The organism is Paenibacillus sp. FSL L8-0638 (assembly GCF_038593075.1).
Taxonomy (GTDB): Bacteria; Bacillota; Bacilli; order Paenibacillales; family Paenibacillaceae; genus Paenibacillus; species Paenibacillus polymyxa_D.
This window is the reverse complement of record NZ_CP151960.1, coordinates 2,690,720-2,709,363: the sequence shown is the minus strand read 5'-3', so window position 1 is coordinate 2,709,363 and position 18,644 is coordinate 2,690,720. Positions and strand designations below refer to the sequence as shown.

The window sequence follows — 18,644 nt, the reverse complement described above, 5'->3', positions numbered from 1 at the left end:
AAATCCTATACACTCCATGGCTTGTTTAAAGCATGTTGCAGCAGCGTCATTTGGACAACGAGCTCATCCATATTCCGTTCAATTTGCTTTACTTTCAACTGATTTGTAGCGACCTCCGTACCTATTGCAAATCCACGTGCCTTTCTTTTGCGAGAAATGTCCAACACTTTATTAAGGTTCTGTAGATTACTTCGCATTTGCTCGTATTGTTCTTCATTTTGCTGTAAGTTAAAGTACATACTCTTCAGTGTTTCTGCCAGTTGATCCTTGGTATTTTCCAGTCCGCCTTGTGCTGAATCTACATCTATCTGTTTAATTTCATAGTCATCCGTCCCCGAGTTCCACGTGTAATATTTAATTTCCATTTTTGCTAGCTTGACTGCCTCCTCCTGTCTCCATACCGAAGGACTCGCTGAGATGGCACGCGACACCAGTGTATCCAGATTTACGTTATCCATTTTCCGGTAAACGGGTCGATCCACCAGTTCATATAAATTTCCTTGTGACTGTCCCATTTGTGTATTAAGCGAATCTAGCGCTTTTTGCAGTGCAGCTTTTGCAATGTCTACATTCTTTTGAGCCTCTATACGAGTCTGAATAATCGTACTTCGATCACCTGGAGAAATTTTTCCACGGTTGGCCTTCGCTTCAGCAGCTTTTTCCTCCAATAGCGCGAGCGAAAGTGCATCCTCACTACTCTTGACTTTGTTATCAGCCAGAAGTACGTCATAATAGTTTTTCATGGCAGTGTAGTCTGTCTGATCCTGGGCAAGTTCGATTTGCTTTTTGGATTCCAAATAAGAAACTGTCGATGAGGCATACCCCTTCCATGCTGAACTACTAGCCGCATCTTCTTCACTGTTGCCTTGGCCTGCCGGAATGAAATCCAGATTCTTGCCTGCATTTTTCAGCATAATCCGGTTGCGATCTATCGTTTGCTGAGCTTCCTTCAAGCTAAAACTATTGGATCGTGCCCACTGCTGGGCTTGACTCAGTGTTAATTTCACACTTGCTTTGGTAACCTGCTGCTGCGCCTCCTCTGCTTGAACAAAGGACTCTGATAAAGAACTGGCCGACAAGGCGAGCAGCAATAAAATGAACATACGTTTTTTCATAGATATCCCCACTTTAAAAATATGGTATCGATTTAAATATAGTTTTATAATTACGTTGTTATACGAATTATGTGTTTTCTTCTGTATCCCACTTGAGACTTTATCTTCTTTTCAGTGCAAAATTCCAGAAAGGAGGAACTTCATCCTACCCTTCTGCAAATTTTTACACACAACTTATCCTTCCTTACAGTATCTTTAAATCTAATTGACGAAGATACAGGGAACGTACAATAAGAAAGGAAAGAAACTGGATGGACCAGAAGCACAGCATAATCTGAATCAGCGTAAGATGAACGGGTAATCCATATATTCCAGACGGTTCTGACATCACTAAACAAAGCACTATTCCTATAGATGATACGACTAATGGCAAAAGAAATAGGAATGCAATTTGTCTGGAGGCAGCTTGTCTCATTTCCCTTGAGTTTAGTCCAATTTTCGATAAAGCTCGGTATATTTCCTCATCCCGCTGAAGATCTACATACAATCTGAAATACAGCAGGCTTACCGTGCTCGCCAACATAATAATGGCGATAAATCCACCAATAAATTCACTAATAACCAGATCCATTTCCGATGTCAAATAGTCTACGGCCCTAGAGTTAAGCACTCCTTTATTCACCTTGTTGGCCAACACAGAATACAACCATACCTCTTGTTGAGTTTCAGAAGTTTCTAAGGAAAGCTGGCCATTCTTCCATTTGGGCACAAAATAATAAGTAGATTTATATGCCAACGGATCATTGAAATACCGATGTTCAATTAAATAGTCGTAAGTTCGATCAGAAACAACAAGTAAGCTTCCTAGTTCAGAGACGATATTTCCATCAAACTTCAGGTTATGATCTATTATCTTAGTATCCATAATCTGAAGATTCATCATATGAGATTTCCCTTGCTTGTAAGTTAGCCTTTTTTCAAAAAAGGTTTTCTTTTCTTCGAAAGACATCACGTTTGGATCGAAAAGGAAAAAACCTTGATTCTCCCGAAGCGTAGGTACCTGTTTCAGCTTCTTAAACTTGGAAGCAAGTGCTTCATAGTTGGATTGTTTCATCACTGGCGCGACCAGTTCCCGAAAGGGGAAGACTAACACTTCACCTTTCCCATAATCTACCTCAGCCGTATACAGATTTTGGTCAATCTCTTTTTCAAGCTCGTTAGAACTTACAACATCCGAAGTAAATGCAAATGAATAAGACTGCTCCCTAAGAAATCTTTTTTGCTGCTGCATGGAGTCAAAGGTTGACGCTGCTCCTACACAGGAAATGATAGAAATGAGGGTAATCAATGAAAAAAGCCCGGCATTATTTCGCATTTTATATGTGATCTCAGATAACCATAACAAACGCGATCCGCTCCAAGACCATTTCCTGTTAGCTCTATGCAATTGAATGAATAGTACACATGATTGATTATAAAATAAGTAAATACCCAGAGATCCCATTATAATTGTATATTTAAAGGTGTCTCCGACCGAATAGTGCAATATATAAAAAGAAAGGGTCCCTAAACGATACGGTGCCAGATAAATGTATGGTGAAAAATCAAGCTTCATTAAACATACAGCTGCTCCTATGAATACTATGGCAAGAATGGACAAACTCCAAAAAGCTTTAGGTTCTTTGTTGAGCTGAGGAGCCTTACTAAAAAGCTGCTGTAGTTTAAAACGTCGGATAAAGAAAACAGACACAAGTGAGATCAATATAAACAAAAACATAAAGCCGATTCCTGTAAAAGCCAGTGCCTTCCAGGGAAAATAAAATCTTAAATACATTCCTATGACATTGGAACCCATAAGCAGGAAAAACTTCGCTGAAACAAATCCTCCGATCATCCCGGTCACCAATGATAAAAAGCCTATAATTAGATTTTCAAAAGCTACCAAAAAACAAATTTGCCTATGACTTGCTCCTAAAATGGTGAGTATACCCAATTCTTTCTTACGTGCAGCAACAAAGATATTATTTGTGTATAATACGAAAAAAAAGGAAAATACAAAAATCAATAGATCGGCAACCTGTAATCCCTTTTTTACATTAGCTGCTGTGATTACATTCGAGACATCCGGGTGAAAAATAAATACCGCATATACGAAAAAAACCGTAATCATCAAGGAGCTGCTTAAATAATAAGGAACGTAAGCACGCGCATTGCGTTTGAGATTATTCCATGCTAACAGACGAAAGCTCATGTGCATGTCTACTTCCCCCCAAAAAGGAGAGCATATCTATGATTTCCTGAAAAAATATTTGCTGACTATGACTACGACGGATTTCATTATATAACTCACCATCTTTAATAAAAATTACCCGGTCGCAATAGCTAGCTTCCAAGGCGCCGTGTGTTACCAGCACAATTGTAGAATAGTCTACACGGTGGACAAGGCTCAGCATTTCCATTACAACACGCGAAGACTTGGAATCGAGATTTCCGGTTGGTTCATCTGCAAGCAGGAGCGAAGGAGAGTGAATCATAGCTCTGCCTATGGCTACACGTTGTTTTTGTCCCCCTGACACCTCATAAGGCCGTTTGTCCAAAACATCTGTAATATCCAGTTTTTTCGCTACTTCTTCCAGTTTGTGCTCCATTTCCTTTAACCCTTTTTTATTCAGCATCAGAGGAAACAGTATGTTCTCTCCCAAAGTGAGGGTTTCCAGCAAATTATAATCTTGAAATACAAGGCCCAGTTCTTTGCGGCGAAATAAAGCCAGCTTATCCTTCTTGAGCAGATGTGGATTTTCTCCTTTAATGCTAACCTCGCCAGAAGTCGGCATATCAATGGTCGAAATCATATTTAATAATGTAGTCTTCCCACTACCAGACGGCCCCATAATACCAACAAACTCGCCTTGTTTGATCGTTAAATGGATATTGTTAAGAGCTCGGTAGGGAACCTTGCCATAGTATATTTTGGTAACTTGATCCATTCGTACAATCTCCATCGTTCATTCCTTTCTTTTCCTATGCTATGATCATAATCCATCCAGATAAGTGAAGCGACCGATTAACATTACAAAAACCTTAAATGTGTTGTAAGGTTTCTCATTTGCCAATGGAAAACAGGATTTGAACCGTCGTCCCTTTACCAACCGTCGATTTCAATTGAATATCATGATTCAGTCTTTTGCAGATTTCAGACACCAAATAGAGTCCCATCCCGGTTGATTCACGATACTTCCGCCCATTTTCACCTGTGTAATAAGCCTCAAATACCCGTTCTATGTCTTTTTTAGGGATACCAATCCCCTCATCCTTTACTTCCAACACAATGACATGCTCTCTTACGTCAGACATCAGCTTCAGACTGTGAGCATGACCTGAAGAGTACTTTATCGCATTGGTCACCAATTGATTAATGATAAATCTTAGCCATTTGGCATCGGTAATTACACTCAACTGCTCGTCCACTTCATTGGAAGGATAAATTTCGTTGCGGATCAATAATCTTTTGTTATCATAAATCACATCACTAACCAGCTTTCGTAATACAACAGGCTCCACATGAAAGTCAGGTTCAAAGGATTCCAATCGTGACATATACAAAATCATGTCCAGTCCTTTTCCCATTCGATCAATCTCATCGTGAATCTGATCCGATTCGGGGTCTATTCTTCCTTTGAGGATTAAATGAATAACAGAAAGAGGAGTTTTCATCTGATGAACCCACTGATTGATAAACGTAATATGATCGCGCTGCTGATGCTCTAACTGATGAATTCGGGACTGATACAATCGATAATATTGCAAAAGCAAATGTTGTAAAGAAGCGGCTAACGGATTAAGTACCTTCATCTGAATAAGCTCATCTAAATCTTTAATGTTTGTAGTGGATAATATGCGATATAAACCAGAATACATAACGAACCGGAACAGCAAATAGACCCCCAATAGGATGGACCCAAAAAAGACGGAATATAGGGCCGTCGACCAGTTACGGTAACCATCCATCCAATAGATACTTAACACAAGAAAAAGTTGGATGATATTAAAAATGACCAGCGAAAAATGGTCGCGCCAAAAAAGCTTCACCGTTCTTCCTCCTCAGTCAAGTGAAGCCGATAGCCAGCCCCTCGAACCGTCTCTATGATATCCCCTAGTCCCAGCTCGCTCAGTTTTTTGCGGACACGAGTGACATAAACATTCAGTGTGTTCTCCCCTACATATTGGTCATCATCCCATAAAGCCTCTAAGATATGAACTCTCCCTACAACCTGCTTAGGATATGTCATCAATAGCTCCAGTAGGGCCGCTTCTTTATGGCTCATCTCTACCTGCTTGTCATGGTATACAAGTTCCATAATGTCGGGATACAAAGTCAAGCCTGACACCGTTAAGGATCGTGATGGTGGAGCAACGGCATAGGAACCATAGGCACGCCGTAAATTACTTTCTACTTTGGCCAGTAGTACTTCGGGATAAAATGGTTTCGTAATGTAATCATCTGCTCCGTTTTGCAAAGCAATGACCTGATCCATTTTATCATCACGTGCAGACACAAAAAGGATGGGGCATGTAGACTGAGTCCGTATTTGCCTGCACCAATAAAATCCATCAAAACGAGGTAGATTTACATCAAGTAGTACCAAATCAGGCTTTACCTCTTCAAAGATAGCCAGAACTTGATCAAAATTTGAAACAATAATTCCTTGATAACCATATTTCTCAAGATAGGATTGGAGCAAGGAGCTGATTTGAGGGTCATCCTCTACTATTAATATCTTCTGCATCGTGTTTTCTACCTTCTTAGTGCTTGAATTTTTAACAACTGATTTCTCTATATAATGCCTTTATTTGATCGTTCAAGCAATAACAACAATCTAACCCCCTTTGGTTGTAGATGATTAGGAGTTTTTCATGGTGGTATATATTGAATCCCGAATTATATGCATGGTGCCGAGCACCAGAGTGATTAACAATATAATTATAATAACGATAACTGTGACTGTTATAATAGTTCTTTTATGATTTTTTAATGTTTCATGGAAACTTTGCTTTGGATCTTTCAAAGTCTGCTTCACTTCTTTCCTTGCCTAGCTGTTTACCAGCATAACAGCTTCTACATAACGAACAACAGTTTAAACTTACAAAAACCTTTATTTTGCTGTAAGGTTTCTGATTAGCCACAAACCATCGTCGGATTGAACTAACGTATGTACATATCAAAAATGCCCGGCTAGAGAATCTTTTCTGATTCTCTAGCCGGGCATTTTATCCTTTCTACCCTTTTACAGCAGAACCTACCGTCATCGCCCGCTCCACTTGTTCACTCAAGAACAGGTAGACAAGTACCATCGGTAAGGAGGCCATAGTCATAACAGCTCCCATGGCTCCCCAATCCGTACTGTAGGAACCCTGGAAGAAAAGTAAGCCTAGAGGCAATGTTTTCATATTTTCATCAGAAATTAGAATATAGGCCAAAGTGAACTCATTCCAGTTGTTCAAGAATTGAAAAATGGCTACCGTCGCAATTGCAGGCAATGCAAGTGGCATAATGATTTTCAGGAACAGTCTATAAATATTAGCTCCATCCATGCATGCCGCCTCTTCAATCTCCTTAGGAATTGCTGTTAGGAATCCATAGAAAATCATTGACGAGAAAGGAAGCCCAATTGCGATATAAGGAAGAATAAGAGCTCCGTACGTATTCGTAAGATGAAAATCGCGAACCAGAATCGCCAGCGGTATCATGATAACCTGCAGTGGCATAAACATTCCTATGATCATATAAGTCCGGACAGCTGAACGAAACCTCCATCTCATACGAGCCACTGCGAAGGCAAACATCAGAGCCAGCAAAAGAATGAACAAAGTCGAAATCGTTGATACGACCAGACTGTTCAGAAAGTAACGGGGAATATTAAATTGCGTCCACGCATTGATGTAATTTTCGTAACGAAAATGCGTTGGCAGTCCAAATGGGTTAGAGACAAAGATCTCATCGTTGTTCTTGAACGAGTAGGAAACCATCCAGAACAACGGGTAGACCGAAACAATAAAATACAACCACAGCGGTATCTGCAGAACAGCTTGTCTGAACTTGCTCAAAGCAGTTTTACTCATTTCGTTCTCCTTTTCAATACACGCCTTATCAGGCGGTTTGTCCGCGGTCGAACAGCTTATTGATAACTACAGTTGCCAGTAGTGAGATTAGTACAAGCAGCACGGATACAGCACACGCATACCCATAATTGCTTTCCATAAAAGCATAGCGGTAAATCATGAATGTCAATGTATAGTTTGTAGTGCCGGGCCCTCCGTTTGTCATAATCAGCATCTGCACAAAGGCCCCTATTCCAGAGGTAATCGCAATAATGAAGCAGAATTTGTACGTTTCCCTCATCAGTGGAAGCGTGACATGCCAGTGCGCTCTCCATTTGCTGCAACCGTCAATCGTGGCGGCTTCAAAGTAGTCTTCGGGTATTGACTTAACTCCCGCATATAACAACGCAAATTGATAACCCATAAACTGCCAGGCATTAACGAAGGCAATGGCAATAATCGATGCTGTCGGGGAGCTCAGCCAATTTTGCTGGTACGGGATGTTCAAGAGATCAAACAGTCGGTTGATCAATCCGTTAGTTGGGTCATAGATTGCGATCCACAGCTGGCACACCACGGTTACCGATAGGACAACTGGGATAAAATAAGACGTTTTCAGTATTTTTCGCCCGCGTGTGCGCGGGTCAGCACAGATTAGCGCTAATAGTGTTCCCAGCCCGATCTGAAAGACCGCCAGAACAATGGCAAATATTAATCCGTTCTTAAGCGAAGTAGCAAGTAGAGGATCGGAGAACAGTTCCCGATAATTACTCAGTCCCGAAAAGGTCAGCGTACTCAGGCCATCCCAATCATAAAAGCTGCGAAGAACGGTTTGCAGAACGGGATATATCAAAATCACGCTATACAGTATCAAAGCAGGGAGGAGAAACAGTGCGAGTGCCGGTTTGTTCCCCAAATATTTATTCATGTCTTGCTTCCACCCCTTATCTTTGGAACAGCATCCCCTAGCGACTTATGCCGCCAAGGGCAGCCGAGTTCCTGAATTCTCAGTTTTCTTTATCCAATGTGCTATTCAGATTGTTCACAAAATCGTTTTCAGAAAAGTTGTCTACCATCAAATTCTGAGTATTGTCATTAATAGTGTTCTGAATTTTTGTACTACTCAGAAGTTGAGCATATTCCTGCGCATTTGGCAGCAACTCTTTGACAACTCGCTGCATCATTGCTGGAACATTGGAGGCGATTGGCTTATCCACTTTCTGCGAAACAATTGGGCTTCCAAGTTGAGTGTATCTGTATTCGGCTGACTTTGTGGCAAGGAATGCCGCTACCTTTACGGCTGTTTCCTTATTTTTGCTACTTGATGATACTGCGTAGCCCTGTGGAGAACCTGAGCCGTCAATGAAATATTTGGATTTCTCGTAGGTTGCTTCATCCTTTGCAGGCCAGTACATCCAGTCGACCTGGTCGCCCAGCTTTTCCTGTGAGCTGTAAATTTCCCATTGTCCATTCACGAACATGGCAGCTTTGCCCTGATAAAACAGGGACGAAGCCTGATCATAATTGGTGTTCGTCGCGTTTGCATCGAATAATCCGGCTGTTTGCAGTTGCTTCATCTGCTGTGCCGCTGTTACGAATGCTTCCGGCAATGCTTTTACACCCTTCTCATCAAGTGCTCCGAACCCACGCGGCTGCTCCCTTGTAACCAGCCCATTATAGAAAGCCGTCGTAATCCATTTTTCTTTGGCAAAGATTGACATAGGTACGTAACCAGCAGCTTTCAACTTTTTCGCTGCATCGGCCATCTGGTCAATCGTCTTAAGCGGTGTTTTAATTCCTACCTTCTCGAAAATTGACTTGTTGTAATAGATCATTTGGAATTCAATGCCGGTTTCGGGATAAGCATACACATGGTTGTCTGGAGCAATCAAACGCGATTCAACACCCGGGTTAAGATTCTTCTTGAATTCGGCCGTTGTGTCATAGCTGTCCAGCACCTCAACATTTTTCGATTTTGCGAAAGTTTGCAGGACAGCCCAATCCGCTAAATAGACATCCGGCATATTGCCCGTTGCCGCATAGGTTTTAAGCTTCTGTCCTCCGTCCTGTACGGCAGGATCCAGTTCAATTTCTACGTTTGGCATCTTCTTTTTAAGCTCTTCCACCGCATAATCGAACGGCTTTATGGTATCGTCATCAAAATGTTGTGCATACACCTTTAATTTGATCGTACCGTCCCCTGCCTCGCTCTTGGAAGAGGTCGAGTTATCTTCCCCACAAGCAACCAATCCAATCGACATAGTGAGCACTAGCAAAGCTGCACTCCAACTTTTGTAAGTTTTTTTCATTTGCTTAATCTCCCTCATGCAGTGTGTTTTATGTTTACGCTTTCATTTGCATGACTACAGTATACTGCCGCTTCTATTCTTGATTAAGGAATAAAACGGGCATAACCAGTAAAAAACGGGACAAATAGAGCAGCGGTTCCCCGTATATAGGAAAACCGCCAGGCTTAAATCGAAGTTGTCCTGCCTCGCAGGACAGGCGCTACCTTTTTTTGAGTTGCTCATATTCAGTCGGTGTCATGCCAAAGCGTTTCTTGAAGCATTTGCCAAAATAATTAGGGTCACTGTATCCAACACTTTCAGCGATTTCTGACAGCTTCCGATTTCCTTTCAGCAAAAGCTCTTTAGCCTTCTTCATTCGGATGTGTGTAATGTGATCCACTATGGAAAAGCCAGACTCCTTGCGAAATACGCGGCGCAGGTAGCTGGGATCGACGAATACTCCGCACGACACCTGCTCAGCAGACAGCTCTGCGTCTGCATAATGTTCCTCAATATAATTGATCGCCGCCGCAAATAAATTGGAAGCCTTCGTAGGACGCATATTCTCCATCAGCTGGATCAGCTTGCGGTATAGGGCGAGCATCCAACCTTCAGCAGCCTCCCAGGAATCTAACTCCCGCAGCCGTTCATATGGAGACTTGTCTCCTCCGTTTTCCCATAGCTGGTCATAAGGAATGCCTCGTTCACTAGCAAAGGAAAGGGCTAAAGATACGATTCCCATAAGCATCGCATCTGCGTATTCGTCTCCCCATTTATATTTACTAAGCTGACGGATTGCCTTGCGGACCTCCTCTAGCGTTTCACTGTCTTTCATTCGGAGGTCAAGCACAACCGCATCGCGTAGATGGCCCAAATCAGGCATACCTGCTCTGCTATGCAACACTTCGCCGCCCTGTCCCCTTAACTCTGCACTTTCGCTCTCCTGTGGAAGCACCGGTAGCTTCGGCTTAATTCGTTCCAACATCGAGAGCATTTCTTCTGCATTGAACGGCTTCAACAAATAATCCTGTACTCCGGTTCGAACCGCCTTCTGTAGGTATTCAAATTCGTTATGTCCAGATATGAATACAATAACGATGCGTTCGAACTTGACTTTCAACCTCTTGGCTAATTCAATTCCGTCAATGAAGGGCATATTGATATCTACGAGGGCGAGATGTGGCTGATGCCGCTCGGCTTCCTGAAGTGCTTCCTGTCCGTTCCTGGCTTCGCAGCAAACCCGAAAACCATGAATTTCCCAATCTATCTTCATACGCAGAAAGTCTCGGAACAGCGGTTCATCATCGACAATCATCACTTTATACATTTTGGTGTTCACTCCCCTTTGTCAGCATCGGCAGCGACAGGTCAACAGTTGTTCCCTTCGTGAGCACACTTTGCACGGATATCCCATACTCCTCGCCAAAATACAGGCTCAGCCGCTGCTGAACGCTGTAGGTGCCGATTGATCGTATTCCTTCTTCCGGCAAATGTCTGGACATAATGGTCTGAACCTGTATTTCGTTCATCCCCACACCGTTGTCCTCCACTCTAACGACCACCTTATCGCCCTGTCTAAAGGCAAAAATGCGGATAAAACCTTTTGTTCCTTTCTTCTTAAGGCCATGGTAAATCGAATTCTCGACAAGCGGCTGAAGCGAGAGCTTCGGGATCGGTGTACCTTCAAACTCGGGAGGAATATCCACTTCATAGCGAAACACATCGGGATAACGGATTTGCAGAATCGTCAGGTAATCATCAGTAATCTGAGCTTCCTTTTCTAAAGTGATTAGTTCCCGTCCCTTGTTCAGCACCATTCGATAAAAATCTGCCAGCGCTTTTGTAGTATCTCTAGCCTCCTCATTACGATCTAACTCATTGAGTGCATAAATGGTATCCAAAGTGTTGTACAGAAAATGCGGTTTAATTTGGGCGCTTATCAGTGCAAGCTCATATTCACGCTTACGGTTCTGTTCCTGCCTTACCTCATCCAGCAGTTCCCGAACCCGTCTTACCATAAAGTTAAACGCTTCCGCAATGGTACCGATTTCATCTTCAGTACGGACTGTCGCAACAGGTTGCAAATCACCAGTTACTACTTTTCGCATGGCCTTAGTCAATTGTTCGAGAGGACTAACGACCATTCTGGACAGAAAGCTAGCACCCAGCCAGGAAAAAACAAGACATAACACGCCGATTAATAGCGACAATCTAACATTTTGCCGGACATCAGCTGTAAGCAGGCTAAGAGAAACAATATTGACCAACTTCCATTCCATCCGGTTATAATCAGTGACCGTTATCAGGTTGCCCTCATACTCGAATGAGCACGTTCCATGGGATGCATTAGGGGCACAACGTTGGATGGCCTCACCCAACTGCTGATTCACCGGATTCATCAGCATCTCATTGTCTTCTGCCACAGCCACGCGCATTTCGTTATCTAAAAAATAATAAGATTTAGGCGCATCTGGATCGCTGGAACGAAAGTAATCGGACAAACCTTCTTCCTTCACTAACAGAAAAAGCGTTCCATAAGGTTCGCCGGTGTCTATATTAATGACCGTCTTCCCCAGCGTCAAAACGGGAGAGCTCGGATCTGGTGTTAGGAAATCCCTCTTCTCCATATCAAACCAGAGGGCCTGTCCATAACTTTCAGATTCCCTTACCCTCTTAAGCATGCTATAGATCTTGTAATCATTCCCGCTTTCAGTATAAGAGGCGAAAATTGTCCCTTCGTTATCAATGAATACAGCGGCATCCGCCTCACGAAAGATTGACAAATCAATGGATAGTCGGCTCTGCATCAAGTTTCTAAATTGGATAGGCTCCATGGCAGTATCAGGTTTGGCGCCGTTTGAATCGTACATCCGGTTAATATTTGTGACCATAATATTGGCCGCCGTTTCCACACTCCTGAAAATGTAATCGGTCCTAGACAAGATAAGCTGAGACTCATCGACCACATTGCTGGTGGTTTGATCTATCAAAGAACGGCTGAAAAGTTGGTTGGACAACAGTCCAAGAATAAGCAGAGAAATAATAATTAGCGGAAGAAATACCGTTATAACCTTGCTTTTAAAACGAAGTCGACCAAACCACTTACGAGCTAGTGACAGAATATTCAACTAGAACCCCTCCGTCATCAAGAGAATATTCATCATGTTAACACAAACAATCTCTACAGTAGTAGATCAAAAATAAAGTTTAAAAAATTCAACCGTCCATCTTGAAAGTACTTTAGAGATGTGTTAGGATAAAGTCGATTTTTAGTAAAATTATTAACTAAAAAGGTGTGAGCTCTTTTGGCAACTATTAAAGACATCGCCCGCGAAGCGGGTGTGTCTGCCGCAACCGTTTCAAGGGTTTTAAATAACGATCTGTCACTGTCCGTAAGCTCAGACACCAAAAACAGAATTTTTGGGGTTGCCGAGCAACTCGGGTATAAGCCTACCCGGCTGAGGCAATTAAAGCAGAATACGGAACGTGCCGGGAAAACGGTCTCCCTCCTGCTGTGGTGTTCTATTGAGGAGGAAAGAGACGATCCGTATTACGCTTCGATCCGCCGTGGAATCGAACTGCGCTGTGAAGAGCTTGGCCTGACGTTGGGCCAGACCTTGCGAGGCCGCTCATCCATCGGCACCCTGCAAAAGGCGGACGGTCTGATTGTTGTGGGCGGCGTTGATCCTGAAGAGGTATTCAAGCTTCATCCTGACAAGAACACCATTGTCCTTGTCGACCAGTACCATGAACAGCTGGAGTATGATTCTGTACGACTTCATTTCAGGCAAGCTGTTGATCAGGCACTCGGACATCTACTTGAGCTTGGCCACCGACAAATCGGATTTATCGGCGGTAAGAGCGACGGTGAGCGAAGGGCGCATTATTTTGAACGATTCATGCGGGAACAAGGGTTGTACAATCCTCAATTCGTCCGTATAGGTTCCTGGAGTACCGCGGATGGTTATCTCATGATGAACGAACTCCTAGCCCAACAGGAACGACCGACAGCCTGCTTCGTCGCAAGCGATCCGCTCGCTATTGGTGCCCTCCGCGCCCTTCATGGACTTGGAGTCAAGGTACCAGAGGATATGGCTGTTGTTGGCTTCGACGACATTGAGATGGCAGCCTTCGTGCAGCCTCCGCTAACCACTATCCGTGCCTATCCCGAACAGATGGGAAAGACTGCCGTGCAACTGCTCTCTGAACGGTTTGAGGGGCGTGAACCACCTGCGTATAGCGTGATCGGGACTAAGCTTGTCATTCGAGAAAGCTCATGCAAAAAAGGCTAAAATTAGTACTTGAGAGTCTTATTGTCATTGATTAATATCCTTTCGTAAAACAATCAATATGATAACCCCTGAGGAGTGAATATCATGAACATTCATGTTAACGAAGCGCTTGGTTTGTTTCATTTGCAGTCCAAGGATTGCAGCTATATTATCCAGCTAGTAGAAGGATATCCCGCACATGTCTATTGGGGAGCTCAACTTCATCATGACCAAAGTCTCGCAAGTATATTGGAACTTAGGGAGCGTTGCTCCTTCTCTCCCACTCCCGTTTCTTCCAGTCGTATAATTTCTTTGGACACGCTTCCTCAGGAATACCCCCAGTATGGAACAAGCGACTTTCGTCAACCGGCTTACCAGGTTGCACTTGCGGACGGAACTCGAACTACTGAGCTAAAATATAGTGGTTACCGTATTGAACCGGGTAAACCCAAGCTCGAGGGACTTCCTTCCGTCTATGCCGAATCGGATGATGAAGCCACAACCCTCTATTTGATCCTTGAGGATCAATACTCGGGGCTTAAGACTACACTGCTCTATACTGTATTTGCGGACCACAGTGCCATTGCTAGATCTACTCTTTTTGAACAAAAGGGAAGCGCTACCATGAATATTGAACACGCCATGAGCGCCTCTGTCGACTTCGCCGATTCCAACTACCAAGCCCTCTACTTACCTGGAGCCTGGGTTCGGGAAAGACATATCCAACGCCGCGACCTCGGACCTGGCTCCATTCGGCTCGAGAGTAGACGGGGCTCCAGCAGTCACCAAATGAATCCCTTTCTGGCACTGCTTCGGCCTGATGTGACTGAAGATCGTGGGGATGTGTACGGTTTCAGTCTAATCTACAGCAGCAACTTCGTCGCACAGGCGGAAGTAGAGCAGTTCAATCAGACTCGTGTAAGTATCGGAATCAATCCCTTTGACTTCTCCTGGCGGCTTGAGCCGGGTCAGTCATTCCAGACTCCTGAAGCCGTATTGGTCTTTTCCGAAGAAGGTCTTGGGGGCATGTCACGCACCTATCACCGACTCTATCGCACACGTCTGTGCCGAGGGGCTTACCGTGACAAAGAACGTCCGATTCTCGTGAACAATTGGGAAGCCACATATTTCGACTTCGACGCCGATAAAATCGAGGCGATTGCCAAAGAAGCGGGGCCTCTTGGAATTGAGCTGTTTGTTCTTGATGACGGTTGGTTTGGTAAGCGAGACAACGACAACAGTTCGCTTGGGGACTGGTTCGAAGACCGCCACAAGTTGCCCGGCGGTCTTACTGACCTGGCCAAACGGGTTAATGAACAAGGATTACAGTTTGGTTTGTGGGTTGAGCCGGAAATGGTATCACCTGATAGTGAACTGTACCGCAACCATCCCGACTGGTGCCTGCATGCGGAAGGTCGGCGGCGGACGGAAGGCCGATCCCAACTGGTGCTCGATCTCTCCCGCAAGGAAGTATGCGACTACTTGTACGAGACGCTTAGCTCCGTATTTTCGATCGCTCCAATCACTTATGTCAAGTGGGACATGAACCGTAACATGACGGAGATTGCTTCGGCTACAGCCCCTAGCGAACGACAAAAGGAAACTGCGCACCGTTATATGCTCGGACTTTACGATCTGTTGGAACGTCTGACCTCCCAGTTCCCGGACATCTTGTTCGAAAGCTGTTCTGGAGGCGGTGGGCGATTTGATCCCGGAATGCTCTACTATATGCCGCAGACATGGACCAGTGATGATACCGATGCCATTGAAAGATTGGCTATCCAGTATGGAACAAGCATCGTGTACCCGGCCAGTACCATGGGGGCCCACGTATCGAACGTGCCGAACCACCAGGTGGGACGAAACACCTCCCTCGCCATACGTGGCGACGTGGCAATGAGCGGGAATTTTGGCTACGAACTTGACCTTACTGCATTTACGAATGAAGAAAAAGAACTCGCTGCCAAACAGATCGCTCAGTATAAGGAAATTCGTTCCCTCGTACAGCAGGGAGATATGTATCGACTTCTTAGTCCGTTTGAAGGCCGAGGCGACACGGCCTGGATGTTTGTTAGCGAGGACCAATCCGAAGCGTTTGTCGCTTACTTCCGCGTACTTGCTGAACCAAATGGGCCCATCCGGCGACTAACTCTAAAAGGGCTTGACCCAGATAAAAAGTATATAATCGAACACGGGGCGACAGGCAGCACTGCAGTCCATACGGGTAATACCTTAGTGGAAGATGGCGGTTCCCCCTTCCGCGTAGCATTTGATGGCGAAATTTTTGGAGGCGACCGCCTAATGAAAATTGGGCTTGTTGTCTCGGATCTCTCTGGAGACTTCACCAGCTCTACTTTCCGCCTTAAAGCTATTTCCTACTAATTGTGAATCCGGCCAGTGACGATAAAAAAATCAAAACAAGGCAGACCGATTTTCCGGCCTGCCTTGTTTAATCACTTTGGTGCCCGTGTTGCTAACCGTGACTATCCATGTCACTTACCAAATACGCTCGCTTAGTCTCAATTTCGTCCTCTATATCTTCCAGCATATGACCAATGCCTTCTTAAGTGAACGTGTCTGTAATCACAACTCTAAACAATTCATTCAACTTTTCGGTGTCTTTAACTTCCGTCTTCTGATTTCGACATTATTCATCCTGATTTCCAATTTCTCATTCATCTAGATTTCCGCCGATGTACGATTCAGGATGGGACGCTTTGAAAGCACACGATTCGATAACTCCATCAGGCTTTTTATTTCATAAGTAGGTTGAATGCCAGACGCGTTTGTTTTCCCAGCAGGGTTGAACCAACAGGTATCAATTCCGTATTTGTTGCCTCCTTGAATATCGGAGGTCAAAGAATCACCAACCATGAGAACCTTACTCTTATCTGAAATGTCTAGCTTAGTAAATGCGTAATCGAAAATACCAGCTTGTGGCTTTTGGCAACCCACTTCCTCTGAAATAATTATCTGTTCAAATACATCACGCAGCGGTGAAAGCTGAATTCTGGAGGTTTGCACCTCTTTGATTCCATTCGTAATGATCGCCAAGCGACAATCAGACAGCATATCACATAATTCAACCGCTCCGTCCATTAAAAAAGCACCTTCACCCAAATAACGTAAATATGCAGCACTAAAAGCATCTGGATTAAAATCTAGATCATGAAAAGTAAATAATCGCTTAAACCGCTCCACACGCAGTTGCGCTGAGGTAATAAGTCCTTCCTCTGCCTCTCGCCACAATACGCTGTTGATTTCATCATAACTAGCTTTATACTCCGTGGCCCCTTGTGGCAAGCCAAATTGGGTAAACGTATTATGTAGCGCATAACTCTCTGCCTTTTTAAAATCAAACAGCGTGTCATCGACATCAAATATAATAATTTCGTATTTCATAACGACCTCCATATCATTGCTTTACGACTATTGTTCAGTTCCATGAGTCTTAGATTGTTTCTGATAGTAGCACAACGAAAAACTAACAATACATTATTACCTTTCGGTTATTATACAGAACCTAGTTAAACCGTCAAGTCACTAATAACAAAGTCATAGTATTTTGTCATCGGTGCAAAAGGTAAATAACGCTCAATAAGAATGCCCGTAAAATGAAGGTGATTCTCATTTTACGGGCTTCTGAGCATCTAAGAGATGATTTAGCAAAAATCCTAGTGATCTTCATTCATCCATTTAGCTAATGTTTGATCAAAACAATGAGGTTCTTCAAACATTGGGTTATGCCCACTATATTCAAAAATCACTTTTTTCACGTTCTCGTAGGTGTCATCGACCCTATCCCATAAAGAAACTGGCGCAACCAAAAAATCATACCTTCCCAAACCAATATATACAGGTTTATGGATATCCGCCAAGGATTGTATTAAATTCATGTTACCGAAAGCTTCTCCCCATAAATAATCAATGATAGGCATATTCGTGTATACATCCTTCCACATATAAGCCGCATCGTAAGCATAATCATAAAAGGTTTGGGCTCCCATTCGTATACACATGTGAACAAATCTTCTATCTGGGTCTCTTTTGATATCTTCCTCTAATAAAACAATGTCCTTTTCAAAACGTTCCTTTCTTTCTGGGCTGGCCGTTTCATAAAAGAATGAAGAGCTTTGCCGCTGTCTTTCTTGGCTGTTCGTAGGTGCTGAATTTAATAGCACCACTTTTTGAACATAATCCGGGTATTGTTTAGCATATTCCAAAGCTATAAAGGCATGCCCGGAATGTCCTAATATGATAAATTCATTTAGATGAAGGCATTGTCTTGCTGTTTCTATATCATTAATAACTTTATCCAAAGTATAGTCTTCTGGTTTTAAAGCTCGAGTCGGTTTTGCAAATCCTCGATGATCCAGAAAAATAAACTGAAACTTTTTATATAAATGGTCTGAAAATAAACGAGGATAATATACACTGCTGCCGATCACCAATATCGGCCTTCCGTTACCTCTTATAGCATATTTCAGCTCAAATCCATCACTAATAACTGTTTGATAAGTGCTCATTTATAATCACCTTTTCTTTTTTCAAATCACTCCCTTTCCTTTGTGTAATTCCCTTGTATTCTCCATAGAACGTTCCAACACTTCAACTCACCTCAGAAAGTACATTTATTTTTATGAGAAAAGTTTAACATGGTTTTTTCAAAAACAAAACGGGTTTACTTTTGTCTTACTTGTCTTGACTTATGGCATTCATACAAGATTTTTGACAAACACATCTTTTTGGAAACAAAAAAACCGCGATTATCGCGGTTTTTTATATAGAGGTCATACTTTTATCGTGCTTGGCGACGTCCTACTCTCCCAGGACCCTGCGGTCCAAGTACCATCGGCGCTGGAGGGCTTAACGGTCGTGTTCGGGATGGGTACGTGTGGAACCCCTCCGCTATCGCCACCAAACATGAATTT

General features: G+C 43.3%; 14 protein-coding genes and 1 rRNA gene. 2 read left to right on the top strand and 13 right to left on the bottom strand.

The genetic code is table 11. The annotated features are described in order from the left end of the window. Positions 1 to 5 precede the first annotated feature (5 nt). From MKY35_RS12050 to MKY35_RS12005, 10 genes are all read right to left on the bottom strand, one after another. On the bottom strand, positions 6 to 1,115 hold the full coding sequence (locus MKY35_RS12050) for a TolC family protein (protein ID WP_342446487.1): 1,110 nt from the start codon (positions 1,113 to 1,115) through the stop codon (positions 6 to 8). Positions 1,116 to 1,299: 184 nt separating this feature from the next. After that, positions 1,300 to 3,312: an ABC transporter permease gene (locus MKY35_RS12045; protein WP_342446486.1), complete on the bottom strand. Its 2,013-nt coding sequence runs from the start codon at positions 3,310 to 3,312 to the stop codon at positions 1,300 to 1,302. Then, positions 3,278 to 4,057, bottom strand: coding sequence for an ABC transporter ATP-binding protein (locus tag MKY35_RS12040; protein ID WP_342446485.1), 780 nt, complete (start codon positions 4,055 to 4,057; stop codon positions 3,278 to 3,280). Before MKY35_RS12040 ends, MKY35_RS12045 begins: the two co-directional genes overlap by 35 nt. 100 nt (positions 4,058 to 4,157) lie before the next feature. Next, positions 4,158 to 5,144 (bottom strand): sensor histidine kinase, encoded by a 987-nt coding sequence (locus MKY35_RS12035; protein WP_342426082.1) that lies wholly within the window; start codon positions 5,142 to 5,144, stop codon positions 4,158 to 4,160. Continuing rightward, on the bottom strand, positions 5,141 to 5,842 hold the full coding sequence (locus MKY35_RS12030; RefSeq protein WP_069011312.1) for a response regulator transcription factor: 702 nt from the start codon (positions 5,840 to 5,842) through the stop codon (positions 5,141 to 5,143). The genes MKY35_RS12035 and MKY35_RS12030 overlap by 4 nt, the downstream gene beginning before the upstream one ends. A 490-nt stretch (positions 5,843 to 6,332) precedes the next feature. After that, positions 6,333 to 7,175, bottom strand: a complete 843-nt coding sequence (locus MKY35_RS12025) for a carbohydrate ABC transporter permease (protein ID WP_029518494.1) — start codon at positions 7,173 to 7,175, stop codon at positions 6,333 to 6,335. A gap of 28 nt (positions 7,176 to 7,203) precedes the next feature. Next, complete coding sequence (locus tag MKY35_RS12020) at positions 7,204 to 8,082, bottom strand: sugar ABC transporter permease (RefSeq protein WP_029518495.1); 879 nt, start codon at positions 8,080 to 8,082, stop codon at positions 7,204 to 7,206. A gap of 79 nt (positions 8,083 to 8,161) precedes the next feature. After that, entirely contained in the window at positions 8,162 to 9,463 is a 1,302-nt protein-coding gene (locus tag MKY35_RS12015; protein WP_342446484.1) for an extracellular solute-binding protein, read from the bottom strand. Between the two features lie 199 nt (positions 9,464 to 9,662). Next, complete coding sequence (locus tag MKY35_RS12010) at positions 9,663 to 10,769, bottom strand: response regulator (protein WP_039274978.1); 1,107 nt, start codon at positions 10,767 to 10,769, stop codon at positions 9,663 to 9,665. Next, on the bottom strand, positions 10,762 to 12,570 hold the full coding sequence (locus MKY35_RS12005; protein ID WP_342446483.1) for a histidine kinase: 1,809 nt from the start codon (positions 12,568 to 12,570) through the stop codon (positions 10,762 to 10,764). The genes MKY35_RS12010 and MKY35_RS12005 overlap by 8 nt, the downstream gene beginning before the upstream one ends. Before the next feature lie 177 nt (positions 12,571 to 12,747). Between MKY35_RS12005 and MKY35_RS12000 the strand changes: the two genes are divergently transcribed. Further along, entirely contained in the window at positions 12,748 to 13,734 is a 987-nt protein-coding gene (locus MKY35_RS12000) for a LacI family DNA-binding transcriptional regulator (RefSeq protein ID WP_342446482.1), read from the top strand. 84 nt (positions 13,735 to 13,818) lie between these two features. Then, positions 13,819 to 16,095, top strand: coding sequence for an alpha-galactosidase (locus MKY35_RS11995; RefSeq protein WP_342446481.1), 2,277 nt, complete (start codon positions 13,819 to 13,821; stop codon positions 16,093 to 16,095). Between the two features lie 297 nt (positions 16,096 to 16,392). On the opposite strand, the gene MKY35_RS11990 is transcribed toward MKY35_RS11995, so the two are convergent. The 3 genes from MKY35_RS11990 to rrf form a co-directional block, all read right to left on the bottom strand. Further along, positions 16,393 to 17,115: a YjjG family noncanonical pyrimidine nucleotidase gene (locus MKY35_RS11990; protein WP_342446480.1), complete on the bottom strand. Its 723-nt coding sequence runs from the start codon at positions 17,113 to 17,115 to the stop codon at positions 16,393 to 16,395. Between the two features lie 272 nt (positions 17,116 to 17,387). Further along, a complete protein-coding gene (locus tag MKY35_RS11985) occupies positions 17,388 to 18,239 on the bottom strand; it encodes an alpha/beta hydrolase (RefSeq protein ID WP_342446479.1) in 852 nt (283 codons plus the stop codon). Between the two features lie 279 nt (positions 18,240 to 18,518). Further along, positions 18,519 to 18,635 (bottom strand): 5S ribosomal RNA (gene rrf / locus MKY35_RS11980). Positions 18,636 to 18,644 lie beyond the last annotated feature (9 nt).